The sequence below is a fragment of the Pseudomonas sp. LB3P25 genome (assembly GCF_054897985.1).
Window position 1 is genome coordinate 738,612 of record NZ_CM142711.1, and the last position, 25,316, is coordinate 763,927.

The 25,316-nt window shown below is 59.5% G+C and carries 22 protein-coding genes and 1 riboswitch; of the genes, 15 read left to right on the top strand and 7 right to left on the bottom strand.

What is annotated here, in order from left to right; translation table 11 throughout:
* Positions 1-7: 7 nt before the first annotated feature.
* From ACYZTW_RS03270 to ACYZTW_RS03280, 3 genes are all read left to right on the top strand, one after another.
* Positions 8-1,438 carry a PIG-L deacetylase family protein gene (locus ACYZTW_RS03270; protein ID WP_462003713.1) on the top strand — a complete coding sequence of 477 codons (1,431 nt, stop codon included), beginning with the start codon at positions 8-10 and terminating at the stop codon, positions 1,436-1,438.
* Entirely contained in the window at positions 1,435-2,391 is a 957-nt protein-coding gene (locus ACYZTW_RS03275; RefSeq protein WP_462003714.1) for a glycosyltransferase, read from the top strand. Before ACYZTW_RS03270 ends, ACYZTW_RS03275 begins: the two co-directional genes overlap by 4 nt.
* A 215-nt stretch (positions 2,392-2,606) precedes the next feature.
* A complete protein-coding gene (locus ACYZTW_RS03280) occupies positions 2,607-3,701 on the top strand; it encodes a glycosyltransferase (RefSeq protein ID WP_462003715.1) in 1,095 nt (364 codons plus the stop codon).
* On the opposite strand, the gene ACYZTW_RS03285 is transcribed toward ACYZTW_RS03280, so the two are convergent.
* Positions 3,696-4,262 (bottom strand): BUD32 family EKC/KEOPS complex subunit, encoded by a 567-nt coding sequence (locus ACYZTW_RS03285; RefSeq protein ID WP_462003716.1) that lies wholly within the window; start codon positions 4,260-4,262, stop codon positions 3,696-3,698. The two genes, ACYZTW_RS03280 and ACYZTW_RS03285, sit on opposite strands and share 6 nt — an antisense overlap.
* A 150-nt stretch (positions 4,263-4,412) precedes the next feature.
* Here ACYZTW_RS03285 and ACYZTW_RS03290 point away from each other — a divergent pair, with 150 nt between their 5' ends.
* The 5 genes from ACYZTW_RS03290 to hldE all read left to right on the top strand — a co-directional run bounded on the left by ACYZTW_RS03290 (position 4,413) and on the right by hldE (position 10,425).
* On the top strand, positions 4,413-5,585 hold the full coding sequence (locus ACYZTW_RS03290) for an O-antigen ligase family protein (RefSeq protein WP_462003717.1): 1,173 nt from the start codon (positions 4,413-4,415) through the stop codon (positions 5,583-5,585).
* Positions 5,586-5,600: 15 nt separating this feature from the next.
* Positions 5,601-7,406, top strand: coding sequence for a lipid A export permease/ATP-binding protein MsbA (msbA, locus tag ACYZTW_RS03295; protein ID WP_462003718.1), 1,806 nt, complete (start codon positions 5,601-5,603; stop codon positions 7,404-7,406).
* 189 nt (positions 7,407-7,595) lie between these two features.
* On the top strand, positions 7,596-8,300 hold the full coding sequence (locus ACYZTW_RS03300; RefSeq protein WP_462003719.1) for a sulfotransferase family 2 domain-containing protein: 705 nt from the start codon (positions 7,596-7,598) through the stop codon (positions 8,298-8,300).
* Complete coding sequence (cysC, locus tag ACYZTW_RS03305; RefSeq protein WP_462003720.1) at positions 8,293-8,898, top strand: adenylyl-sulfate kinase; 606 nt, start codon at positions 8,293-8,295, stop codon at positions 8,896-8,898. Before ACYZTW_RS03300 ends, cysC begins: the two co-directional genes overlap by 8 nt.
* A gap of 102 nt (positions 8,899-9,000) precedes the next feature.
* A complete protein-coding gene (hldE, locus tag ACYZTW_RS03310; RefSeq protein WP_033055483.1) occupies positions 9,001-10,425 on the top strand; it encodes a bifunctional D-glycero-beta-D-manno-heptose-7-phosphate kinase/D-glycero-beta-D-manno-heptose 1-phosphate adenylyltransferase HldE in 1,425 nt (474 codons plus the stop codon).
* A gap of 102 nt (positions 10,426-10,527) precedes the next feature.
* Here the strand turns inward: hldE and ACYZTW_RS03315 are convergent, their stop codons facing one another.
* The 4 genes from ACYZTW_RS03315 to ACYZTW_RS03330 form a co-directional block, all read right to left on the bottom strand.
* On the bottom strand, positions 10,528-11,496 hold the full coding sequence (locus ACYZTW_RS03315; protein ID WP_462003721.1) for a metal ABC transporter ATPase: 969 nt from the start codon (positions 11,494-11,496) through the stop codon (positions 10,528-10,530).
* Positions 11,497-11,528: 32 nt separating this feature from the next.
* On the bottom strand, positions 11,529-12,341 hold the full coding sequence (locus ACYZTW_RS03320; protein WP_462003722.1) for an aldo/keto reductase: 813 nt from the start codon (positions 12,339-12,341) through the stop codon (positions 11,529-11,531).
* Positions 12,338-13,513 carry an NAD(P)/FAD-dependent oxidoreductase gene (locus tag ACYZTW_RS03325; protein WP_462003723.1) on the bottom strand — a complete coding sequence of 392 codons (1,176 nt, stop codon included), beginning with the start codon at positions 13,511-13,513 and terminating at the stop codon, positions 12,338-12,340. Before ACYZTW_RS03325 ends, ACYZTW_RS03320 begins: the two co-directional genes overlap by 4 nt.
* A 197-nt stretch (positions 13,514-13,710) precedes the next feature.
* Positions 13,711-14,043: a DMT family transporter gene (locus ACYZTW_RS03330; RefSeq protein WP_008027887.1), complete on the bottom strand. Its 333-nt coding sequence runs from the start codon at positions 14,041-14,043 to the stop codon at positions 13,711-13,713.
* Positions 14,044-14,146: 103 nt separating this feature from the next.
* Here ACYZTW_RS03330 and ACYZTW_RS03335 point away from each other — a divergent pair, with 103 nt between their 5' ends.
* The gene (locus tag ACYZTW_RS03335; RefSeq protein WP_348123753.1) at positions 14,147-15,049 is read left to right on the top strand and encodes a LysR family transcriptional regulator; all 903 of its coding nucleotides are present in this window, start codon (positions 14,147-14,149) and stop codon (positions 15,047-15,049) included.
* Between the two features lie 11 nt (positions 15,050-15,060).
* Positions 15,061-16,341 carry a lipid IV(A) 3-deoxy-D-manno-octulosonic acid transferase gene (gene waaA / locus ACYZTW_RS03340; protein ID WP_462003724.1) on the top strand — a complete coding sequence of 427 codons (1,281 nt, stop codon included), beginning with the start codon at positions 15,061-15,063 and terminating at the stop codon, positions 16,339-16,341.
* A gap of 155 nt (positions 16,342-16,496) precedes the next feature.
* Here the strand turns inward: waaA and ACYZTW_RS03345 are convergent, their stop codons facing one another.
* Positions 16,497-17,930 (bottom strand): TolC family outer membrane protein, encoded by a 1,434-nt coding sequence (locus tag ACYZTW_RS03345; RefSeq protein WP_462003725.1) that lies wholly within the window; start codon positions 17,928-17,930, stop codon positions 16,497-16,499.
* Between the two features lie 191 nt (positions 17,931-18,121).
* Positions 18,122-18,227, top strand: a riboswitch (TPP riboswitch).
* Positions 18,228-18,391: 164 nt separating this feature from the next.
* On the opposite strand from ACYZTW_RS03345, the gene thiC reads away from it, so the two are divergent.
* Positions 18,392-20,281, top strand: a complete 1,890-nt coding sequence (thiC, locus tag ACYZTW_RS03350) for a phosphomethylpyrimidine synthase ThiC (protein WP_462003726.1) — start codon at positions 18,392-18,394, stop codon at positions 20,279-20,281.
* Positions 20,282-20,376: 95 nt separating this feature from the next.
* Positions 20,377-21,669, top strand: a complete 1,293-nt coding sequence (gene cytX / locus ACYZTW_RS03355) for a putative hydroxymethylpyrimidine transporter CytX (RefSeq protein ID WP_462003727.1) — start codon at positions 20,377-20,379, stop codon at positions 21,667-21,669.
* On the opposite strand, the gene ACYZTW_RS03360 is transcribed toward cytX, so the two are convergent.
* Positions 21,638-22,384, bottom strand: coding sequence for an RsiV family protein (locus ACYZTW_RS03360; protein WP_462003728.1), 747 nt, complete (start codon positions 22,382-22,384; stop codon positions 21,638-21,640). The genes cytX and ACYZTW_RS03360 overlap by 32 nt on opposite strands.
* Positions 22,385-22,612: 228 nt before the next feature.
* Between ACYZTW_RS03360 and ACYZTW_RS03365 the strand changes: the two genes are divergently transcribed.
* From ACYZTW_RS03365 to cpdA, 3 genes are all read left to right on the top strand, one after another.
* Complete coding sequence (locus tag ACYZTW_RS03365; protein WP_462003729.1) at positions 22,613-23,230, top strand: NUDIX domain-containing protein; 618 nt, start codon at positions 22,613-22,615, stop codon at positions 23,228-23,230.
* Positions 23,221-23,673, top strand: coding sequence for a DUF1249 domain-containing protein (locus tag ACYZTW_RS03370; protein ID WP_008153350.1), 453 nt, complete (start codon positions 23,221-23,223; stop codon positions 23,671-23,673). Before ACYZTW_RS03365 ends, ACYZTW_RS03370 begins: the two co-directional genes overlap by 10 nt.
* 105 nt (positions 23,674-23,778) lie before the next feature.
* Positions 23,779-24,594, top strand: coding sequence for a 3',5'-cyclic-AMP phosphodiesterase (gene cpdA, locus ACYZTW_RS03375; RefSeq protein ID WP_462003730.1), 816 nt, complete (start codon positions 23,779-23,781; stop codon positions 24,592-24,594).
* Positions 24,595-25,316 lie beyond the last annotated feature (722 nt).

The following is a 25,316-nucleotide window of genomic DNA, read 5'->3' on the forward strand; positions in this document are numbered from 1 at the left end:
TCAGCCCATGAACCGCAAACAGCAATTGCTCAAGCGCCATCGGCGCAACAAACGCATCGGTCTGCTCATCGCGCTGGTGCTATTGATTGCCATGGGTGTGCTGGTGAGCGGGTGGCTGCCGCTGGTGCTCGCGGTACTGGGCTGGATTGCCCACGAGGCATGGTTTGCCGACCATTTGTTTTATTCGCCCAAAGACGATTACCAGTACAGCTTTCCACCGTACACCCAGCAGCCCAAGGTTCACCTTGACGGTGAGCGTTTGCGCCTGGACGACGGCGTCATGCTGGTCGACGACGCCACCCTGGTGTTGGCGCTGCGGATTAAAAGCACCTGGCTGGGACGCTTTATCGATCCCGTGGTCGAGTTGTCGGGGGGGGATAACCCGGACCGACAAACCTTTGAGCGCGGTGTGAACGGTCTGCGTTACCTCAACCTCAGTGGTCAGGCGCACGTTCTGTCGCAAGGTGAGTTGCGTCTGCGCGGGCGTTTCTGCCGATTGCTGGGTGAGCCGGTGCTCTGGGCGTTCGAGCATCCGGATTACAGTCGTCAGCGGGTGATGGTGATCGCGCCCCACGCCGACGATGCCGAGTTGGCCGCATTCGGGTTGTACAGCAGCGCCAGTCAAAGCTGGATCGTGACCCTGACCGCCGGTGAAATCGAAGCCGGGCACTATCAGCAGATGGGACTCAACGGCGTCGAAGCGTCTCGGTTGAAAGGCTCGCTTCGCGCCTGGGACAGTCTCAGCGTGCCGCTGTGGGGCGGCGTACCTCAGGAACGCTGCATTCAGTTGGGGTATTTCTGCCTGCAATTGCCCGCCATGCAGAGCGCGCCGACCGAGGCCGTGGTGTCCCATGAGGCACAGCTTCGCGATACTCGATTTTTTCGACGGTTCAATCCGTTTGCCCTGAGCAGTGACGTCGATGGCATACCGTCCTGGAACAACCTTTTGGCCGACCTGAGTGAGTTGATCGAACGTATCCAGCCCCAGGTCATTGTTTTGCCACATCCACGTTTCGACCCGCACCCTGACCATCTATGCTCACAGCAGGCGGTGATGCAGGCACTGAGCGGTACAGCCTGGCAGCCCGAAACCTTGTTGCATTACGCCAATCATCTACATGACAACGATCGCTGGCCAATGGGTGATGCCGGCACCGGCGTGACACTGCCGCCACAGATCAATAATCATGAGCCGTTGCGACCCTGGGCACTTTGCCTGTCGACCGAAAAACAGTGGCACAAGGCTATGTCGTTGGGCATGATGCACGACCTTCAGCCCCGACTTCCCCTCAAGCGTCTACTTCGCCGAGCGATACAACGTTGTCTGGCGGCCCGACACTGGCCGGCTTTCGGCGAAAACGAGTTCTTCCGTAAAGCGGTGCGACGCCACGAATTATTCTGGGTCCAAGAGCTGTCTGGAAAGAGAGAGACCAATTGAAAGTTCTGTTTCTGGTGCAGAAAGAGCAGCGAGCGATCCTTGATCGACTGTATGACGGTATCGCCGAACACTGTGAATGCGACACGCGCGAGCTGACCAGCGCGGAGCAGGACGACTTGCGTGGATACTTTCGCAAGCATGTCGATGTGACCCGCTACGACCGGATTGTTTTTTTCCTGCGCTTCAAAAAAGAAATCAGACAGGTGAGGTTCATACAAACCCTGCCCAATCTGGTTATTCTGGAACACGATGCGTACCAGAATTACATCCCGTGCAAGTACACCGGCAAGTTCAGCGCCCATTACCGCAAGCTGCCCTGGGCGCGGGTGATCAGCTCAGGTTTTACGGTCGCCGATCGCCTGCGCGAGGAAGGTTTCGATGCGGTGTTCGTTCCCAAGGGATACGACCAGTCGCTGCTGCAAGACCAAGGTCGTGAGCGAGATATCGAACTGGCATTTGTAGGCAGTACCAACAGCGTCGCCTATAGCGGCCGCAAAGCACTGCTCGATGAGTTGGCACGCGTCGAACCCCTGGTGGTGACGCGTACCAAGTCTGGTGAGGAATACTGCGATACGCTTAACCGTATTCGCTACTTCGTCAGCGCCGACGTCGGTATGGGCGAATTCATGATCAAGAATTTCGAGGCCATGGCGTGTGGTTGTGTGTTACTGGCTTATGACCAGGGCGCGGTTGAAAGCAGCGCGCTAGGTTTGCACGATATGCACAACGTTGTTTTCTATCAAAGTATCCCGCAGCTTCAGGAAAAACTCGCGAGACTACGGGCTGACCCGGAGCTGGCGCAGCGTATCGCTCGCAATGGTCGCGAACTGGTGGTCGACCAGTTCAGCTTTGCGCGTGTCGGGAAGCGTATCGTCGAGGAGCTCGAACCAGCATTGCGTCCTCACGCGCCGTTGAGTCTGCTGGAAAAAGTGCGTCTGAAGCTGGGCGTTTGACAAGGGTTTCTGTGACGCTGGAAGGAGATGTCGTTCGGCATGCCGGTTTGGGCCTCCACGTACAGCTGTCGATTGAGCATCAGCGCAAGGCGCGCAGTCGACGCGAACACATCAAGTTTGCATTGTCTCTAATGCCGGGAGTCTGCATTGGCTGTTTTATCCATTAAGTGCGCCGCGGTGTACCTGCATAGTTCCATGCGTTGGCTTGTTGTCTTATGAGCATCCTTAACGTTATGTGGTCCGGCGGTGCGCCGTTCGCATCGATTCACAAGGTTCATCAGCAGATACTGTCGCAGGCCGGTCCCACCGCTTCGGTCAAGACCTGGTTGCTTCAGGGCAGCGCGTCAGGGTCTGGAGTGAATGTTGGCGAAACCCGGGAATGGAAACTGTCCGCCGCCCGTTTGAAAGGGCGGCATTTCTGGCGGCTGATGAAGCCCTGGATGCAGGCCTCTTTCAAGAGCGCCCTGAATCAGAGTGGGGCACACCTTTTGCTGCTCGATGGCTTGGGAGTAGCTCGCACACTTTTACCCCTTCTCAAAACATTGCCAAACATCCACGCGGTGGTGATTGTTCATGGTTCCACGCGAGTTCGTGCCGCAGATCGAGCCCTCTTCCACCAGCTATCGACGTCCCAGCTGACATTGGTCGCAGTGTCGAACACCTTGGCGATCTCACTGAGCCGAGACCTTCAAATGCCGGTCATGACACTGCGTAGTGCGTTCGACCCTGTCGCGTTTCGCTCCTCGGTACTCCCGCGCGAGGAGGCCCGCGCCCGGTTGAACTTGCCCCTGGACGACACGCCTGTGCTCGGGGCTGTGGGGCGATTGGTGGAAGATAAGGGGTTTGCCTGTCTGATCGAGGCCTTTGCCTCTGCATTGAAGCAGCGGCCCGATCTGCGATTAGTGATTATCGGTGAAGGGCCTTCCAGAGAAGCGTTGCAAGCACGCATAGATCACCTGGGGTTGCGCGCGAGTGTCTCCTTGCCCGGCCATCTGAATGATGCCGCGCGGCTTTACAGGGCGTTCGACTGGGTCGCTATCCCTTCACTGGACGAGGGCCTGGGGCTGATTATGCAAGAGGCGGTGATGGCGGGTGTTCCAGTCATTTCCAGCGAATTGCCAGTGTTTCGCGAGCAGTTGGCCGACACGGGTTGGTATGCCCCCGTAGAGGATGTCAGTGCCTGGACCGATGTCATTGTGCGAGCGTCGAGCGTCTCAGGGAAAGAAATCGCGGCAGGCCAATATCAGGAGCTGGCCCCTGATCAGGCCTGGCTGAACTTCAGTCAGACGGCCCGTGCGTTGCTTTCATGATGGCAGAACAGCTTGCTCGAGTGCCTGCATTGGAAAGCTGTCGTTCAGGTTCTCGCGCGCAATATAGCGGGCGAAATGCTGCAGGTTGCGCTTGATCAGATGCTTGGGCAGTGGCGCCCGCAAGAAACGCATATCCGCCACATCGATCAGGCCCATCCGGTTGTCCGGCGTGACCACAATGTTGCCCAGGTGCAGTGAGCGAAAGTAGATCCCCGACATATGAAGGCTACGTATCAGCCCCGCCAGAGCCGGCAGTGTCTGCTGCCAGTTGAACCCTTCCTTGCTGGCGATCTGACGCAGGGTTTCTCCCGGCAGGGGCTGGTAAAGCACCGCCGTCATGCCTGGTGTTTGCAGCCGATAGAACTGCAGGACCTGAAGGGTGGGTACGCCAAGCTTGTGCAGTTCGGCGGCATTGTCGATGAAGCGTTTCGAGTACGGACGAAACAGCGCGGAAGATAAAATACGCTTGCGACGAAACAGTTTCAGGATATTCCCATCCTGCAACAGGTAAACTTTCGGGCCGTAGCTGTCGGCCTCCAGTACTCTGGCGGCTTCAATCATTTGATTTAAAGCGTCTTGCGGAAGCCGGGAGCATTGCATCATAGAAAGCCTTGTTGGAATAGCGGGGCACTGTGGCGGGCAATGATGCCGAAAAGTTTTGGTTTTAACCATGCCGGGTTAGGTAGGGTGGGCTGTCTAAGGAGCAATTTGATGCAAGAAACACGTTGGGCGCAAGTGTGGATGACGACGGGTTTGCTGTGGTTTCTGCTGGCTATCGCCTTTGCGCCTACCAACAAACTTTATCAGCAAGGGCTGGTTGCACTGCTTTGGCTGCCGGCCATATTGTTCAGCTGGCCAGCGCGGGCCCGGATCAGAGAACTCCTATATGAGCAGCGTTGGGTCTACCTGCCGATGCTCGGTCTGCTGGTCTGGTCATTGATTAGTCTCTCTTGGACGAACGACGAGGACCCGAGTCGCGAAGTCAAGCGTTTGTTGTACATCGGCGTATTCCTGCTTTTTTTTCCGGTTTTTGCCAATACCCGGCCCGAGCGAGTCATTCGTATCATGCAATGGGGCGGTATTGGGCTGGCGTTGACTGCGTTGGTTGCCACCGTCAAATTTTATGGGGTCAATGGCAACGTCTGGTACGCGCGCGTTGAAGGTTTGGGCGAGTTGTCTCACCCGATTCTGGGTGGCTACGTTATTGGGTTGGCGGCCGTGTGGCTTGTTCATTGGGTACCGCGCGCGCGCTGGATGCAAGCGGCCTGGATCGTAGCGCTGGGTTTGCTTGGCGTGTTTGTCGTGCTTAGCCAGAGTCGTGGTGCTGCCTTGGCGTTGTTCCTGACGTTACTCGTCATGCCGATCTGGTGCCGCGATCGACGCAGTCGCGTCGTTGCGGTATCTGCGTTGACGGTGGCGATGCTGGCTTTCTGGCTCTTCGAGCCTTTGGTTATGGCCCGCGGTGTTTCCTATCGTCCGCAAATCCTGAAGGCAAGCTTGCAAATGATTGCCGAGCACCCATGGCGCGGTCTGGGCCTTGGCGGCAACTATAAAGTGCTCGCCGACGGTTTGTACTTTGATCACGCCCATAACCTCTTCACTCATATCGCTATCGAACTGGGTCTGCCGGGGCTGTTGTTGTGGTGCGCGGTATGGCTTGCAGTTTTACGTGAGGCCTGGAAAGCCCGGGAAACGCTATATGGTCAAGGCATCATCGGCATATGGGTATTTTCATCCCTGGCCATGCAATTCGATGCGGCCAGCCTGACTGGAACGCCAAGGGCCGAGTGGTTCATCAGTTGGTTACCCATAGGCCTGGCCAGTGTGTTGGTATGGGCGCGGGTCAATTCCGACGTTTGTGATAAAATTTCGCGTTCTTCCTAACGAGTGAGCTCTACGATGAGTGACGCACCGCCCAAAGCGGGACAGGATTCCAGCCTGAAAATCTATTTTCGGCTATTGGGTTATGTAAAACCCTATATCGGCTTATTCCTGGTGAGTATCGTCGGCTTCGTGATCTTTGCCTCGACGCAGCCCATGCTCGCGGGGATTCTCAAATATTTCGTCGATGGCTTGAGCAACCCCGAAGCGGTGCTCTTCCCGACTGTTCCCTATCTGCAAGACTTGCAGTTGCTGATGGCCGTGCCGCTGCTGATCATCCTGATCGCCGCCTGGCAGGGCCTTGGGTCTTTCCTGGGTAACTACTACCTGGCCAAAGTATCTCTGGGGCTGGTCCACGACTTGCGTGTTGAGCTATTCAACAAATTGCTGGTATTACCCAACCGTTATTTCGACACCCATAACTCCGGACACCTGATTTCGCGCATCACCTTCAACGTGACCATGGTCACCGGTGCTGCCACGGACGCCATCAAAGTGGTCATTCGTGAAGGCCTGACCGTGGTGTTCCTGTTTGCTTACCTGTTGTGGATGAACTGGACACTGACCCTGGTGATGCTGGCGATCCTGCCCATCATCGCGGTCATGGTGAGCAGCACCAGCAAAAAATTCCGCAAGCAGAGCAAGAAGATCCAGGTGGCGATGGGCGACGTGACTCACGTGGCTTCCGAGACCATCCAGGGTTACCGTGTGGTGCGCAGCTTCGGCGGTGAGAGCTACGAAGAGCGTCGTTTCGCCGAAGCCAGTCAGAGCAACACTGACAAGCAACTGCGCATGACCAAGACCGGCGCGGTTTACACGCCCATGCTGCAATTGGTGATTTACACCGCCATGGCAGCGCTGATGTTCCTGGTGCTGTTCCTGCGCGGCGACGCCACCGCCGGTGACCTGGTGGCCTACATCACCGCGGCGGGCCTGTTACCTAAACCGATTCGGCAGCTGTCGGAAGTCAGCTCGACGATCCAGAAAGGCGTTGCCGGTGCCGAGAGCATTTTCGAGCAGCTGGACGTCGAGCCAGAGGTTGACCTGGGTACCGTCGAGCGCGATCGCGTCAGCGGCCACCTGGAAGTGCGCAACCTGAGCTTTACCTATCCGGGGACCGAGCGTGAAGTGCTGAAGAACATCAGCTTCATGGCAGCGCCGGGGCAAATGATCGCCCTGGTCGGTCGCTCGGGCAGTGGCAAGTCGACCCTGGCCAGCCTGATTCCGCGTTTCTATCACCACGAAACCGGCGAAATCATGCTCGATGACGTAGAAATCGAAGACTATCGTCTGCGCAATCTGCGTCGGCACGTGGCGCAGGTGACCCAGCATGTGACCTTGTTCAACGACACCATCGCCAACAACATCGCTTACGGTGACCTGGCCGGCGCACCGCGTGCCGACATTGAAAAGGCCGCCACGGATGCTTACGCGATGGACTTCATCTCGGAGATGCCGCAAGGCCTGGACACCCAGGTCGGCGAAAACGGCGTGTTGCTGTCCGGTGGCCAGCGTCAGCGCCTGGCGATTGCCCGGGCCTTGTTGAAGAACGCACCGTTGCTGATTCTCGACGAGGCAACGTCGGCACTCGATACCGAGTCCGAGCGGCACATTCAGGCGGCACTGGATCAGGTCATGAAAGGTCGCACCACGCTGGTGATTGCTCACCGGTTGTCGACCATCGAGAAAGCCGACCTGATCCTGGTCATGGACCATGGTGAAATCGTCGAGCGCGGCACCCACGCTCAACTGTTGGCGCAAAACGGCTACTACTCGCGCCTGCATGCGATGGGCCTCGACGCCCCGGTTGGCGACATCGCCTGACCCCACAAAAGGGGTGAGCCTGGCTCACCCCTTTTGCTCACCCGGCGTGCAACGCGTCCGGTGATTTGTATCCAGACCTTTACCCTTCTTGACCAAACCTGAATAAATCTACGCACCGCGCTTGTTAAGGTTCCTGAACGAATCTTTGACTTCAATCGAGGGGGCCATCCCCGTCGCGCGGGTACTGTAATGTTGCAACGTTATCTCTGGAAGCTGTTGCCCAAGCCGCAACGGCATTTCTTGCTGGGGCGGCTGTCGGTTGTGGACCGTCAGGTGGTGAACAAATCCATGTCGGCCTCGCTGCAGTTTCCCAAGCCTTTCGCGCAGCGTTCCTGCCTGTTCATCCACGTTCCCAAATGCGCCGGGAGCAGCGTGTGTGCAGCCTTGTTCGATGGCTGGAGCCCCGGGCACTTGCCGTTGTACTGGTACGAGCAGCAATTCCCGGAGCAGTTTGCCGACAGTTTCAAGTTTGCCTTTGTCCGTGATCCCCTTGAAAGGGCCTACTCGGCTTACGCTTTTCTGCGCGGTAACGAGTTGGGCCGGCGCGATCATCCGGCGCAGAAGCTGGTCAGCCACTACCGCGACTTCGATGATTTTGTCGGTCGCTGGCTGCACCCGGAGACGATCCATCGGCAGCTGCATTTCGCCGCGCAGACGGATTTTCTCACCGACTCCCTGGGGCATCTGTCCTTGGACTTCATCGGCTATCAGGAACACCTGGCGCGGGATTTCGGGTGGGTGTGCGAGCAGTTGGGGCATTCGGTAGTGCTGCCCCACATCAACAGCTCACAGCAGCGGCGTCAGATGGTTGCCCGTGATTTTTGTTCGGTTCGCACCCGGCGGCTGGTTCGGCGGGTGTACCAGCGCGATTACGAGATGCTCGGTTATGAATGAGTCCTTGTCGATGTCAGCTCCCCGGATCAGACCTTACAATTTGTCGCTGTCGGGCGCGGCCCGGGCGGCTCTCAAATCCCAGCGACCGCGTTGTCTCTGGCTGACCGGATTGTCCGGCGCAGGCAAGTCGACACTGGCTAATGCCCTTGAGCTGCAACTCAATCAGCGCGGACTGCACACGTTTCTGCTCGATGGCGACAATGTGCGTCATGGCTTGTGTCGGGATCTGGGGATGGGGGCCGATTGCCGTCGGGAAAACATTCGACGCATGGCCGAGGTGGCGCGCCTGATGGTCGACGCCGGCCTGATTGTGATTGTCGCGGCGATTTCGCCGTTCCGGGCCGAGCGTGAGGCTGCCCGTCAGTTGTTCGCCGAGGGCGAATTCATCGAGGTGTATGTGAGCACGCCCTTCGCTGTTTGTGCACAACGCGATCCCAAGGGTTTGTACCAGGCGGCCCGACAAGGGCAGATCAAGGATTTCACCGGCATCGACAGCCCCTACGAGGCCCCGCTGCGTGCTGAATGCGAGATCGACACGCAGGTACTGGAAATGGAGGACGCCTGCCGCCGGTTAGCGGGTTTTTTGATCAATAAATGAGCAGAAAACTTCGCCGAGTCATCCCATTGCAGCCGTCACACAAGCCCACGCCAACCCTGTGTTAATATCGCGCCCCTGTTCATTTTGTATGTGGGTTGCTCCATGAAGTTGTCCATGCCGCGATTCGATCAAGCCCCTGTCTTGGTGGTCGGCGATGTCATGCTCGACCGTTACTGGCATGGTGGTACCTCACGGATTTCCCCTGAGGCGCCGGTACCGGTAGTCAAGGTCGAGCAAATCGAGGACCGCCCGGGCGGTGCCGCCAACGTTGCGTTGAACATTGCCGCCCTCGGTGCACCGGCCTCACTGGTCGGCGTGACCGGCGACGATGAAGCTGCCGACAGCCTGGCCAATAGCCTCAAGGGCGCTGGCGTGCGGGCGTTGTTCCAGCGCATCGCTCACCAGCCGACCATCGTCAAGCTGCGGGTCATGAGCCGTCACCAGCAACTGCTGCGTATCGACTTCGAAGAACCTTTCGCCACCGACGCGTTGGCGTTGGGCGAGCAGGTCGACGAATTGCTCGAAGGCATCAAAGTGCTGGTGCTGTCCGACTACGGCAAAGGCGCGCTGAAAAACCATCAGGTGCTGATCCAGGCCGCCCGTGCCCGTGGTATTCCGGTGCTGGCCGATCCCAAGGGCAAGGATTTCTCGATCTACCGGGGTGCGAGCCTGATCACCCCGAACCTCAGCGAATTCGAAACCATCGTCGGCGGTTGCGCCGATGAGCACGAGCTGGTGAGCAAGGGCGCGCAGCTGATGCACGACCTCGACCTCGGCGCGTTGCTGGTGACCCGCGGCGAACACGGCATGACCCTGTTGCGTCCGGATCATCCGGCGCTGCACCTGCCGGCCCGTGCCCGTGAAGTGTTCGATGTGACCGGTGCCGGCGACACGGTCATTTCCACCCTGGCGGCCGCGATTGCCGCTGGCGAAGAACTGCCTCACGCGGTGGCGTTGGCCAACCTGGCGGCGGGCATCGTGGTCGGCAAACTGGGTACGGCAGCCATCAGCGCACCGGAACTGCGTCGCGCCATCCAGCGTGAAGAAGGTTCGGAGCGCGGTGTACTCGGCCTTGAGCAGCTGTTGCTGGCGGTCGATGATGCGCGTGCGCATAAAGAGAAGATCGTCTTCACCAACGGTTGCTTCGACATTTTGCACGCTGGCCACGTGACCTACCTCGAACAGGCGCGGGCCCAGGGCGATCGCTTGATCGTCGCGGTCAACGACGATGCGTCGGTCAGCCGCCTGAAAGGCCCGGGTCGTCCGATCAACAGCGTCGACCGTCGCATGGCCGTACTGGCAGGTCTGGGCGCCGTGGATTGGGTGATCAGCTTCGCTGAAGGCACCCCGGAAAACCTGCTGCGTGAGGTCAAACCGGATGTGCTGGTCAAGGGCGGGGACTACGGAATCGAACAGGTAGTTGGTGCGGACATCGTGACCGCTTACGGCGGAACGGTGAAAGTGCTGGGGCTGGTGGAAAACAGTTCGACGACCGCAATAGTCGAGAAAATCCGCAAGTCCGAGTAATGCCATAAAAGATCGCAGCCTCGTTTCACTCGACAGCTCCTACAGGGAATCGCATTTCAATGTAGGAGCTGTCGAGCGGAACGAGGCTGCGATCTTTTGCTTTTAAGAGCTGACTTTCTTGCGCGGCACAATTTTCTTCAGCAGCAGCTTCGCCTTCCCACGCAGCCGCGCCAAACCGGAATCCTTCCCCGGCGGGCTCAAGCCCTGTTGCCGCACCCAATCCTTCCAGCGAATCCGCTCATCCCTAACCAGCCAGCCTTCCTGCTGGGCAAAACTCTCTGCCAGGTACAACCCGCGAGTACTCGCCGGGTACAGCTGATCCTTTTTCAAAGTATAGAGCTCGGCCATCGGCTGGCCGTCCTGCAGCGGCATCAAGTACAAATCGGGACGTTTTCGATCGAGGCGGGCCACCAGTTGATCGCCTTCCAGTCGTTCATCGACATGGAACAGGCTCAGGGATTTGGCCTCCTTGGGCACGTCCAGGCGCAAGTCATAGATCAATTGCAGCGAGGCCGTCGGCAAATGCACGTAAGCCCGCGGGCGTTCGATCAACTGCATCTTGGCGCAACGCACCGGCCGCGCCGAGCCGGACAGCGGCGTCAGGCGAAAGGGCAAAGCCTCGCGATAATGCAGCGCGGACGAGTAGGGTGCCGGCAGCCAAGTGTCGTTGAAGCGCCCGCCGAGCCAGCCTTCCGGGGTTTCCAGCAGGCACTCTTCGGCAATTTCCTGAATCGCGGTGTGCAGCGGCAGGTTCAGCTCATGGGCCGGCACGTAACCGGAGATCAGCTTGAGCACCACGTCGCCGCGGTCTTGCCGACGCTGACGCACCAACACCCAGTAATCGCGGTTCTGCCAATGCAGGGTCAGGCGCACCGAGACCCCGAGGTTGGCCAGCTCCAGCGAAAACCGCTGAGTGTCGGCGACCGTCACCGGGCGGCGACGTTGCAGGGTCTGTGAGAAATTGAGCGGCATCCCGACGCTTTGATAACTCAGGCCTTCGGGAGTCGCTTCGACGAATAATGGCAGGGTCTTGAAGTTGCTCGGGTTCTTTCTTATGAGCGTACGCGGCATGTCGGCTCCTGCTTAAGGCCGCGTGGGCGGCATCAGTTTCTACGTAGGACCTGGGCAACGGTCGCGACGTTGTGGGCGAGGTGCAGCGGATTAATGGTCCCGACAATAGCACTGGCAACACCCGGATGTTCAAACAACAACTCGAAGCTGGCGCGAACAGGGTCCACGCCCGGGCTCAGGCAAACATGACCGCTGGCGAGGGCTTTTTTGACCAGAATGGCTTTGCCGTGAGCAGCAGCATAGTCAATGACCGGCTTCTCGTTCTGCTCGTTCAGATTGTAGGTGACCATCGCGCAATCACCTTGTTCCAGAGCCTTCAAACCGCCTTCGACGGTTTTGCCGGAAAAACCGAAGCCGCGAATCTTGCCTTCGCTCTTCAACGCCGCGAGGGTCGCATAGACCTCGCTGTCATTGAGGATCGCCAGGTCGTTGCCGTCGGAGTGCACCAGCACCAGATCGATGAAGTCCGTTTCCAGCCGTTGCAGACTACGTTCCACCGACAGCCGGGTGTGGGCGGCGCTGAAATCGTGGCTCGACTGGCCGTCGGCAAACTCTTCGCCGACCTTACTGACGATCACCCAGTCCTGACGCTGACCCCGCAGCAGCGGACCGAGGCGCTCTTCGCTGCGGCCATAGGCCGGGGCAGTGTCGATCAGGTTGATGCCCAGGTCGCGCGCGAGTTTGAGCAGCATGCGCGCTTCGTCATCGTCCGGAATCTGAAAGCCGTTGGGGTACTTCACGCCTTGGTCGCGACCGAGTTTTACGGTGCCCAAACCCAGCGGCGAAACCATAAGGCCGGTGCTGCCCAGCGGGCGGTGCAGATTGTGCAAGGTCGGTTGGCTCATGGCAGCAGTTGCTCCCAGGCAGGGACGCAAATCGGTGGTTTTGGCAGTGGCGGCAACGCTGCCGCAGGGCCGGGTTGAATACCGTCGCGCGCAAGACTTGCGATAACCCGGTCGGCGAAGTCCGGCGCCAGCGCCAGTTTGGTTGGCCAGCCGACCAGCAGCCGGCCTTCTTCGGCAAGGAATGCATTGTCAGGACGGGTCAGTCCCGATTGCAGTGGCTCGACGCGATCCACTCGAAGGGTGGCCCATTGCGCGGTGCTCAGGTCGATCCATGGCAGCAACTGGCCGAGTTCTTTCTGCGCCGTGGCGATTTGCTCGGCGGGTTCCCGGGCGACACCTTCGGCTTCAGCGATATCACCGCCCAGATACCAGACCCATTGGCCATCGGCGGCCGGATGGGTAGTCACGGTAATGCGCGGCTTGGTGCCGCCGCCCAGGCAGTGGGCGTACAGCGGTTTGAGCCCCGGACCTTTGGCGATGATCATGTGCAGTGGCCGGCGTTGCATGGCGGGCTGACTCAGCCCCAGCGCTTCGAGCAGCGCTGCCGTACCGGCACCAGCGCTCAAGACAATGCGCTGGGCGCGAATCTCGCGCTCGTCAACCTTCAAGCCGACCAGTACTCCACCCTCCAGCAACGGTTCGATGTTCTGACCAGCGAGCAGGCCATCACCCGCCAGATCGGCCAGGCGCTGGATAAGGCTCGGCACGTCGATCACCAATTCTGCCAGGCGATAGACCTTGCCCTTGAAGCGCTTGTCTTGCAGGGCGGACGGCAGTTGCTCACCCTTGACCTGATCGACACGGCCGCGCACCGCTTTGCTGGCGAAGAAACTGGTGAGGTTGCCGGCGATCGTGCCGGGGGACCAGAGGTAATGGGCTTCGGACAGCAGGCGCACACCGGTCAGATCCAGTTCGCCGTCACCGGCCAAGGCCTCACGCCAGCGCCGAGGCATGTCGGCGATGGCTTCCGAGGCACCGGTCAGGGCGCCATGCAACGCGTACTTGGCGCCGCCATGGATGATGCCTTGGGATTTCACGCTTTGCCCGCCACCGAGGCTGGCGCTTTCCACCAGCACGGTCGAAAAACCTTGGCGGCGCAGGCGCGCATTCAGCCAGAGGCCGGCGACACCAGCGCCGACAATCAGAACGTCGGTGGAAATAACGGATGGCATGCAGCGACCTCAGTGTTCAAGACGAGGGCGCAGTATACAGACTCGAAGAAGAGGGGAATTGTTGGTGATCAACAGGGTGCATGCAAAACCTGTGGGAGCGAGCCTGCTCGCGAAAGCGGTGTGTCAGGCAACCTTTCAGTCGACTGGCACACCGCTTTCGCGAGCAGGCTCGCTCCCACAGGGGGTTGGGGTGTCAGTTAGTGCCCGGCGGTTTTGGAGAAGAGCTGGATCACTACGACGCCCAATACGATGAGCGCCATCCCCAGCATTGCCGGCACATCCAGTTTCTGCCCGTAGATAAACAGCGCCGCAACGCTGACCATCACGATCCCCATGCCAGCCCACACCGCGTAAGCCACGCCCACCGGAACGCTGCGCACCACGAGGGTCAGCATCCAGAAGGCAATGCCATAGCCGACAATCACCAAAATCAGCGGCAGTGGGGTACTGAAGCCTTTGACCGCTTTCATCGAAACGGTGGCGATCACTTCGGCGCAGATGGCAATGGCCAGGTAGTAGTAAGCGGTCATAGGTGCATCCTCGTGTGAAGTGTTGCTTTCTGAGGTCGGCATTTTAGAGATTCTCCAGATGCGGTAAAGTCATTACCTATCTGTTCTGAAGATGGGTTGAGCCATGAATACGCAATGGAATCTGGAGCAGCTGCGGTTGTTTGTCAGCGTAGCGGAGCAGCGTTCGTTTTCTGCGGTGGCGCGGGATCAGCGCAAGGCGCAGTCGGCGGTCAGCAGTTCGATTGCGCTGCTGGAAGAGGACCTGGGCGTCAGCCTGTTCGACCGCAGCAGCGGCCGCCAGCCGAAACTCACCGAGGCCGGTAACGCATTGCTGGACGAGGCGCGGGAAGTGCTGCGCCAATGCGAACGCCTTAACGGTCGGGCGCTGGCAATGATGCGCGGCCAGGAGGCGCGTTTGCGTGTGGCTCAGGATGAGGCGATGCCCTATCAGCCAATCATCGAAAGCTTCGAAGCCCTGGCTCAGCAATTTCCCAGCCTTGAAGTGCAGTTGACCAGCGCCGCCCAGGGCGATGTCGCGCGCAAACTGGTGGAGCGTCGGGCCGATCTGGGGTTGCTGTTTTATCACGACCAGATTCCCGAAGCGCTCGAGCGGCGGGTGTTGGGCAGTGTTGAAATGGTCACGGTGTGCGGCGTCGGCCACCCACTGGCGAAACAGGCCCGGGTCGATTGTCAGCAACTGGCGCAGCATCGTCAGTTGCTGATGTCCACACAGTCCAGCGTCTATCCCGGTAGCGAGCCCGCCAGTCCGCAAGTCTGGCGGGCCGACAGTTTTTACGTGATGGCTGAATGGCTGGTGCGCGGCCTCGGCTGGGCCTGGCTGCCGCGCCACGTGGTGCAGTATCCCGCGTATCAGGATCTGATGGTCGAACTGGTCAGTGAATGGACCCCGCCTGCGCTGGTGGTGGAGCTGGTTTGGCGCCGTGATGAGCCTCTGGGGCCGGCGGCCCGTTGGCTGGCAGAACGTTTTGCCGTGCACTTGCAGGCGATCGGCGAGAAAAGCCGATAAACTCCGCCGCCATGAATAGAACTCTCTACACCGCGCTGTTTTACCTGGGGCTGCCATTGGTAGCGATTCGGCTTTGGCTGCGGGCGCGCAAGGCGCCGGCGTACGCCAAACGCATTGGCGAACGATTCTCCCTTGGACTGCCGGTGATGAAGCCCGGCGGCATCTGGGTGCACGCGGTGTCAGTGGGCGAAAGCATTGCCGCGGCGCCGATGATTCGCGCCTTGCTGCAACGTTATCCACAGTTGCCCATTACCGTGACCTGCATGACCCCGACCGGGTCGGAGCGCATCCAGGCGCTGTTCGCCAATGAGCCGCGCATCCAGCACTGCTATTTGCCTTACGACTTGCCTTGCGCTGCGAAGCGATTCCTTGATCGGGTCCAGCCGAAACTGGCGGTGATCATGGAAACCGAGCTCTGGCCGAACCATATCCATCAGTGCGCCAGGCGCGGGATTCCCGTGGCCCTGGCCAATGCACGACTGTCCGAACGTTCGGCCAAGGGTTATGGTCGCTTCGGCAAACTGACCCAGCCGATGCTCGCCGAGATGAGCCTGTTCGCAGTGCAGACCGAGGCCGAGGCCCAGCGCTTCCGCGATTTGGGTGCGCGTTCGCAAACTGTGGAAGTGACCGGCTCTATCAAGTTTGATCTGACTATCGACCCGGCACTGCTTCAGCGTGCCGCCGAGTTGCGTGCGCAATGGCAGGCGCAGGAGCGTCCGGTGTGGATTGCTGCCAGTACACACGAAGGTGAAGACGAGGTAGTGCTGGCGGCTCATCGTCAGTTGCTGGCCAATCATCCCGATGCGTTGCTGATTTTGGTGCCGCGCCATCCAGAGCGTTTCAACCCGGTGTTCGAGTTGTGTCAGCAGCAGGGTTTCGCCACCGTGCGTCGGTCCACTGGCGACCCGGTCACCGCGCAAACTTCGGTGCTGGTGGGCGACACCATGGGTGAGTTGCTGTTTCTGTATGCCTTGGCCGACAGTGCTTTTGTCGGCGGCAGTCTGGTGCCGAACGGCGGGCACAACCTGCTGGAGCCGGCGGCTCTGGCCAAACCGGTGTTGAGCGGGCCGCACCTGTTTAATTTCCTCGAAATCGCCACGCAGTTGCGCAGTGCCGGAGCGTTGCAGGAAGTAGAGGATGCCGAAGGTCTGGCGCTGGCGGTGCAGCGGCTGTTCGAGTTGCCAAGGGATGCGCAGCGGATGGCGGAGGCGGGGTTGAAAGTCATGCGCACCAATCAGGGCGCGTTGCAGCGGTTACTGGATGGGTTGGGACGGTTGATCAAAAACTCCTGAATTTTCCGCAGATCAATTGTGGCGAGGGAGCTTGCTCCCGCTGGGCTGCGAAGCAGCCCTAAAACCAGCCACCGCCGTGTATCTGTGAGCCGGGTTACGACTGCTTCGCAGCCGAGCGGGAGCAAGCTCCCTCGCCACAGGGATAGGGTTTATCTTCAGGGACGGGCTTTGAGTTGCTCTGCCGCAGCCTTCGCCAGATCCGGCGGCAGGAAGTCCTTGTCGGGGTTGTAGTCAGCCTTGAGATATCGCGCCAAGTCCTGCAAATCCCCCGGGTTCAAGGTGCCGGCGGCCTGCTTCAAACGCAGGTTGTCGAGGATGTAGTCGTAGCGGGAGTTGTTGTAGTTGCGCACCGAGGTGTACAGCTGACGCTGCGCATCCAGCACGTCGACGATGTTTCGCGTACCCACCTGATAACCGATTTCGGTCGCTTCCACGGCGCTCTGGTTGGAGATGATCGACTGCTTGCGCGCTTGCACCTGCTCCACATCGGTGTTCACCGCGCGGTGCAGGTTGCGGGTGTTTTCTACCACTTGCCGACGCAGGGATTCGCGCTGTTGTTCGGTTTGATCCAGGCGCGAGTAAGACTCGCGAACCTGTGAAGTGGTCAGGCCGCCGCTATAGATCGGGATACTCAATTGCAGGGCCAGCGTGCGTTGCTCGACGTTACCGCCGTAAGGCGTACCGAAGGCGTTCGGGTTGCTGAAACCCAGGGCATCGTTGTCGCCCTTCTCGTATTTCGCCACGGCATCCAGGGTCGGTGCGTGACCCGCCTTGCGCTGCTTGAGGGTTTCTTCGGCGGCGCTGACGGCGTAGTTGCTGGCGAGCAAATTCAGGTTCTGTTTGGCGGCGGTGTCGACCCAGGCTTTGGCGTCGTTCGGTGCCGGCGGCAGAATCGGCAAGGTGTGGACGATGCCCTGGATCGAGTTGTACTGACGATTGGTCAGGGTGATCAACGCTTCAAACGCATCATCGACCTGACGCTGCGCGACGATCCGGTTGGCTCGCGCGGTGTCGTAACTGGCTTGCGATTGCAGCACGTCGGTCTTGTCCGAGAGGCCGACGTCGAAGCGCTCGTTGGACTGGTCGAGCTGACGCTTGAACGCTGCCTCTTCGGCCTTGGTCGAGGCCAGATTGTCCTGGCTGCGCAGCACGTTGAAATAGCTTTCGGACGTTTGCAGGATCAGGTTCTGCTCGGTCGCCGAGAGTTGCAGTGCAGCCTGTTCGTTGACGTCCTTGGCGGCCTGATACTGGAACCAGCGATCGGCACGGAAAAGTGGCTGGGCCAGGGTCGCCTGATAGGAATGGGCGCTGCGATTGGCAACGGTCGACGGTTGATCGAGGTCGGTGCGCACGTTGGCCACCTGGGCGCCGCCAGAGATGTTCGGTAACAGACCGGCGCGGGCCTGGGGCACGACTTCTTTCTGCGCGCCGTACTGAGCGCGGGCGGCAGCCAGGTCGGCGTTGTTGTCCACCGCTTCCTGGTAGACGCTGACCAGATCCGTCTTGGTCGATAAGGGCGCTTCTGCTGCCCAGGCCATTCCGTTGGACGCACAAGACACGGCAAGGGCCAGTGAGAGTTTGCGCAGCATGAGGCGATCCCTAAAAAATTACGCTGATAATTTGAGCGCCAAAGGTACGGCGCAGCCCGCACAGCGTCAAGGCTGGGTATGGGTTGCGAGTGTAGTTGGGCATCCGCATGGCAACAATCCTGTAATTACGCCATTCATCATGGTGTTTACCGCGGTGTTGGCGTTCTTTGCCCGTTGTGTCTAGACTGGCCGGGTTCTTGTCGGGGTGCCTTGCTATGAGGCTGAGATCGAATAATTTCGGATCCCGTTGAACCTGATCAGGTTAGCGCCTGCGTAGGGAACAAGATTTCTCGTCACCCGGCGAGTCCTCTTGTGCTTCGTCCGGGATGTTGTTCGACAATCGAACACCCCTCGAGCACTGAGCACAGCACAGCTGGTTTTCCCAGCGCCCGTGCGTCCATTCGATGACAGGTTCGCTCCGACAAAAAATCCACTGCCTGGATGTGTTCGGAGAGCCCGTGATGACTACAAAACCAAAAATCGCAACCAATCTGAGTGACTCGGCCAAGGTCGATCAGCAATCGGTTCAGCCTTTTACTCGCTCGCAAAAAATTTATGTTCAGGGCTCTCGCCCGGACATCCTCGTGCCGATGCGCGAAATCAGCCTTGATGTGACCCCGACCGACTTCGGCGGTGAGATCAACGCGCCTGTCGTTGTGTACGACACCTCGGGCCCGTACACCGACCCCAACGTCATCATCGACGTGCGCAAAGGCCTGGCCGATGTGCGTTCGCCCTGGATCGAATCCCGTGGCGACACCGAGCGTCTGCCGGGTCTGAGTTCCAACTTCGGCCAGGAACGCCTCGCCGATGCGGAACTGACCAAGCTGCGTTTCGCTCACGTGAACAACCCGCGCCGGGCCAAGGCCGGTGCCAACGTCAGTCAGATGCACTACGCCCGCAAAGGCATCATCACCGCCGAGATGGAATACGTTGCCATCCGTGAAAACATGAAGCTTGAAGTGGCGCGCGCCGCTGGCCTGCTGGACCAGCAACACGCCGGTTACAGCTTCGGTGCCAGCGTGCCGAAAATCATCACCCCCGAATTCGTCCGTGAAGAAATCGCCCGCGGTCGCGCGATCATTCCGGCCAACATCAACCACACCGAACTGGAACCGATGATCATCGGCCGTAACTTCCTGGTGAAGATCAACGGCAACATCGGCAACAGCGCTTTGGGTTCGTCCATCGAAGAAGAAGTGGCGAAACTGACCTGGGGCATTCGCTGGGGTTCGGACACGGTCATGGACCTGTCCACCGGCAAGCATATTCACGAAACCCGCGAGTGGATCATCCGCAACTCGCCGGTGCCGATCGGTACAGTGCCGATTTATCAGGCCCTGGAAAAAGTCGGCGGCGCTGCCGAAGACCTGACCTGGGAGCTGTTCCGCGACACGCTGATCGAACAAGCCGAGCAGGGCGTCGACTACTTCACCATTCACGCGGGCGTGTTGCTGCGCTACGTGCCGCTGACCGCCAAACGCGTCACCGGTATCGTTTCCCGTGGCGGTTCGATCATGGCCAAGTGGTGCCTGGCGCACCACAAAGAGAACTTCCTCTACACCCATTTCGAAGACATCTGCGAAATCATGAAGGCCTACGACGTCAGCTTCTCGCTGGGCGACGGCCTGCGTCCGGGCTCGATTGCCGATGCCAACGACGCCGCACAATTCGGTGAGCTGGAAACCCTCGGCGAGCTGACCAAAATCGCGTGGAAGCACGATGTGCAATGCATGATCGAAGGCCCGGGCCACGTGCCGATGCAGTTGATCAAAGAGAACATGGACAAGCAGCTGGAATGCTGCGACGAGGCGCCGTTCTACACCCTCGGCCCGCTGACCACTGACATCGCGCCAGGCTACGACCACATCACCTCGGGTATCGGTGCGGCGATGATCGGCTGGTTCGGTTGCGCCATGCTCTGCTACGTGACGCCGAAGGAGCACTTGGGCCTGCCGAACAAGGATGACGTGAAGACCGGGATCATCACCTACAAGATCGCCGCGCATGCCGCCGATCTGGCAAAAGGGCATCCGGGCGCACAGATCCGCGACAATGCGTTGAGCAAGGCGCGTTTCGAATTCCGTTGGGAAGACCAGTTCAACCTGGGCCTTGATCCGGACACTGCTCGTTCGTATCACGATGAGACCCTGCCGAAGGATTCGGCCAAGGTCGCGCACTTCTGCTCCATGTGCGGGCCGAAATTCTGTTCGATGAAGATCACCCAGGAAGTCCGCGAATACGCGGCCAACCAGCGCATCGAAACCGTCGACGCCGAAGTCGCCCAGGGATTGGCGGAACAGGCTGAGCGGTTCAAGCAGGAAGGCAGTCAGCTGTACAAGAAGGTTTGATCTGACCTGAAAGGGTGGGGCCTGCACAGGCCCCATCGCCAGCCTGCTGGCGATAGCGATCAACACAACAACAAATGTCCCTCTGAGATAACACCTTGAGCATTCAACCCAGCACGTATTCCCCTGATATCGCGGTGCCCAAAGACAAACGTGTCTTCGGCGGCCGCGATCTGTTTTCCCTGTGGTTTTCCCTCGGCATTGGCCTGATGGTCCTGCAGACTGGCGCTCTGCTCGCGCCAGGTCTGGGCCTGTCCGGCTCGCTACTGGCCATCTTCCTCGGCACCCTGGTCGGCGTTTTGCTGCTGGCCGCCGTCGGCGTGATTGGCAGCGACACGGGCCTGTCGTCGATGGCCGCGCTCAAACTCAGCCTCGGTGCAAAAGGCGCGAGCCTGCCGGCCGTGCTGAACCTGCTGCAACTGATCGGTTGGGGCTCGTTCGAAATCATCGTCATGCGCGATGCCGCCAGCCTGTTGGGCGCGCGGGCGTTCAGTGAAGGCAGTCTGCTGTCCAATCCATTGCTCTGGACCGTGTTCTTTGGTGGTTTGGCGACCTTGCTGGCCGTTAGCGGTCCGCTGACATTCGTGCGGCAGATCCTGCGTAAGTGGGGCATCTGGTTGCTGCTGGCCGCGTGCATCTGGCTGACCTGGAACCTGTTCGCCAAAGCCGATCTGGCGGCGTTGTGGGCGCAGGCCGGTGATGGTTCGATGCCGTTCGCCGTGGGCTTTGACATTGCCATCGCCATGCCGCTGTCCTGGCTGCCACTGATTGCCGACTATTCGCGTTTCGGCAAGCGTGCGAAAAACGTGTTCGGCGGCACGGCAGTGGGTTTCTTTATCGGTAACTTCTGGCTGATGAGTCTGGGCGTGGCCTACACCCTGGCGTTTGCGCCGAGCGGTGAAGTGAATGCCTTGCTGTTGGCATTGGCGGGTGCCGGTTTGGGGATTCCGCTGCTGCTGATCCTGCTGGATGAGTCCGAAAAAGCTTTCGCTGACATTCACTCGGCGGCCGTTTCCAGCGGGATTCTGTTGCGTTTGAAAGTCGAGCATCTGGCGCTGGCCATCGGTGTGATCTGCATCCTGATCGCCTGTCTGGCACCATTGGTCCAGTATCAGAACTTCCTGCTGTTGATCGGTTCGGTGTTTGCACCGCTGTTCGGCGTGGTGCTGGTGGATCACTTCATCCTGCGCAAACGCGGTGCTCGCATGGCGTCAGCCGCATTGCGCTGGCCGGCGTTGCTCGCCTGGTTGGGCGGGGTGAGCACCTATCATTTGCTGGCTAATCTGTATCCGGACATCGGCGCAACCCTGCCGTCACTGATTCTGGCAGGGCTGCTGCAGCTCGTGCTGGGTCGGGCCTTCAGTTACGGCCAGGGAACAGCTCGGGCTTGATAATGCCGTTCAGGCGAGGGTAAGGGATCTTCAGTTCGACGTGACCCAGCGCGTAAGGCGCGATGGTGCTCACTTCGTACTTGAGGATCACCCCGCCGTACGTCAGCGCCACGTTCTGGGTCTTCACGAAGGGCCAGCTCTTCACAAACTCCGGCTCCTGATCGAGCTTGGTGCTGATCAGCCAACTGTTGTGCGCCACCTGCGCGGCTTTCCAGAACGCCTCTTCCTGCCCCGGCACCAACATGTCCGACAGCGTCAGCACTTTGTGTTGCTGGCGTGAATAGTTGATGAAGCTGCGGCCCGGCGTGCCATGGGCGCCGCCGGTGTCCAGGTAGCTGGAGAATTCAACGATCACCAAGCCGTCATGCTGCTCACGTACCTTGGCTTGCAGGTAACTGCTGTAGCGCGGGGCGGCACTGCTCAAAAATTGCTCGCGATACGCTGCCAGCGTCGGCGCTACCGGGGCATCGGGCGAGGTGCGGGTCATTTGCAGCAGGCGTTTTTCGACGATGCCGTCCAACTGCGGTTCGTCCGGGAAGCGCAGCGTATCGATGTTCACCAGCGGGCAGTCAGGGGTTGTGCAACCCGGTTTCAGCTGTTCGGAAGCGTCGCGGGTAGTTTCCAGCGGCGCCCGGTAGTTGGGTTGGAACAAACTCTGGCAGGCGCCCAGGGTCAGGGCGATTGCAGCCACGGAGGCGATTTTAAAAAGCGACATGGGCGTCCTTCATAAAACGGGGAAAGGCAAAAAGTTATCCGCTTCGACTATCAACGAAGCAGTCAGTTCGCCACTAAGCTAATTAGAGTTGGTTTCGCCCTCACCGTCTATCCCGCTGACTGGAAAGGGGCTGCATCAAAGGTCGCGGGCGCGTTAGGATGGCGCGAAGTCGAGGTTGCAAGTAACAAAAAGGAGCCTCGTAACGGATTTGCAGTAAAGAGGATTGTCATGACTGATTTTGCCAACGCCATTCCGACCGCCGTTGAGATTGTTCGGCGCGAAAAGTGCTACGAGGGCTTTTACAAACTCGATCGCGTGCACTTGCGCCACGAATTGTTCGCCGGTGGCATGAGTCGCGAGATCAATCGTGAAGTGTTCGTTCGCCACGATGCAGTGTGCGTGCTGCCCTACGATCCGCAGCGTGACGAAGTGGTGTTGATCGAGCAGTTTCGCGTCGGCGCCATGGGCAAGACTGACAATCCATGGCTGATCGAACTGGTCGCCGGTCTGATCGACAAGGAAGAAGTGCCGGAAGAAGTTGCTCACCGTGAAGCGCAGGAGGAAGCTGGGCTTGTGTTCGGGGCGCTCTGGCCGATGACCAAATATTTTCCATCGCCGGGCGGCAGCAATGAGTTCGTGCACCTGTTCCTGGGGCGTTGCAATTCTACCGGGGTTGGCGGCCTGCATGGGCTGGAGGAAGAAGCAGAAGATATCCGCGTCACGGTCTGGGCGTTCGAAGATGCCCTGCAGGCCGTACGCGACGGACGAATTGCCAACGCGGCCAGCATCATTGCCTTGCAATGGCTAGCTTTGAACCGCGCTGAAGTGAGGGGGTTATGGTCGTAAACAAACTGCGCGATCGCTATAGGGTCGACCTCGTGGGGCTGCAAGCCTCCTGCGAGGCCAACTACGCGCGCCTGATGCGACTGCTGCCGGACATGCGCAACGAGCCTGAGGCTCGGCGCATTGCCGTGACACACGGCGACCAGATGCTCGGCGTGCTGGCCCTTGAAGTGCTGCAGGTCTGCCCGTATACCACGACCCTGCAAGTGCGCCAGGAACATAGCCTGCCGTGGCTGCCGGTGCCGCAACTGGAAGTTCAGGTTTATCACGACGCGTGCATGGCCGAAGTCGTCAGCGCCGAACATGCGCGGCGCTTTCGCGGCATCTATCCTTACCCTAACGCCTCAATGCATCAGCCGGACGAAAAGGCCCAGCTGAATATGTTTCTGGGCGAATGGCTGAGCCATTGTCTGGCTTGTGGGCATGAGTACGCGGTTGTGCGGTAGCGGTAGATGTGAACTGCGTCAGGTTCACAGGTTTCCCCTTTTGATCATCCCCCAGCATAATTGCGGCACTCATCCAATCCCGCGATTCAGCCCTGGGAGAACGCCTTGCCGAGCGTATCCACTTTAACCACCGCCGATCCGGCGTTGCTGGTGCAACTCTCCGACAGTCATCTGTTTGCCGAAGCGGACGGGGCCTTGTTGGGCATGAATACCCGGGACAGCCTGCAAAAAGTCATCGAACTGGTGCAGCTTCAACAGCCGCACATCGACCTGATCATTGCCAGTGGCGATCTTTCTCAGGACGGAACGCTGGAGTCCTATCAACTGTTTCGCGACCTGACGCGGCAGCTCGATGCGCCGGCGCGCTGGATTCCCGGTAATCATGATGAGCCGCGGATCATGGCTGAGGCTGCCGTGCAGAGCGCGTTGCTGGAGCCGGTGGTGGATGTCGGTAACTGGCGCGTCACGTTGCTCGATTCGGCCGTGCCGGGTTCGGTGCCGGGGTATTTGCAGGATGAGCAGTTACAGTTGCTGGCCCGTTCGTTGAGTGAGGCGCCGGAGCGGCATCATTTGGTGTGCTTCCATCATCATCCGGTGTCGATTGGTTGTGCGTGGATGGAGCCGATCGGGTTGCGTAATCCTGAGGCGTTGTTCGCGGTGCTGGATCGGTTTCCGCAGGTTCGCGCTGTTTTGTGGGGGCATGTGCATCAGGAGATTGATCAGGTTCGCAATGGTGTGCGTTTGATTGCTTCGCCTTCGACGTGTATTCAGTTCGAACCGGGCAGTGATGATTTCAAGGTCAGTGACCAGGCTCCAGGGTACCGCTGGTTGCGGCTGTTGCCGGATGGGCGGCTGGAAACCGGGGTGGAACGCGTTACCGGTTTCGACTTTACGGTCGACTACGGCTCCAACGGCTATTGATCACCCCGTCCCCCTGTAGGAGCTGTCGAGTGCAACGAGGCTGCGATCTTTTGATCTTGACCTTGGCGGCCAAATAGCTGACCAAGCTCCTGCTGACCCAGTACATATCCATTCCTGCGGTAACGGCGGCTGGCGGTTTCGCCCTTACGGCGAGGCACTTTTTTCAAACGCCAAAAAAGTACCCAAAAAGGCTCGCCCCGAGCGTCCGGCCCCTCGCTTAGGCTCGGCGTTCCTTCGTTCCGGCATTCATCTGGGGGCATCGCCTCCGGTCGGCTTCGCTTCGACCTCCTCTCGATGTGTTCGACTGCGTCGAACGGCGCTGCGCGCCTGCCCCCCAGATGAACGCCTCCACTCAGCCTCCCGAAGGGGCGGGCAGATCAAGATCAAAAGCTGCAGGCGAGCTAACGCTCGGCCTGATGAGTGGTGAGAAGCAAAGCATGTACACCAACCCCCTGTGGGAGCTGGCTTGCCTGCGATGGCGGCCTGACAGCCGACCAGCATCTTGCTGATGTACCCAATTCAACTGTGGGAGCGAGCCTGCTCGCGAAGGCGGCCTCACCGACGACACTGTTTAATGGTCAGCAAAAATTTCAGAACCTTCCCACGAAGTTTTCAGGTTGCCCGTCAGACGTGGCATCTCTAGCCTTTTGTCTGTCGCTGACACATTCAGCGATCGGGCTTCGCGGCCCTATGAACTGAGGCATAATCGCCGCGCTTTACAG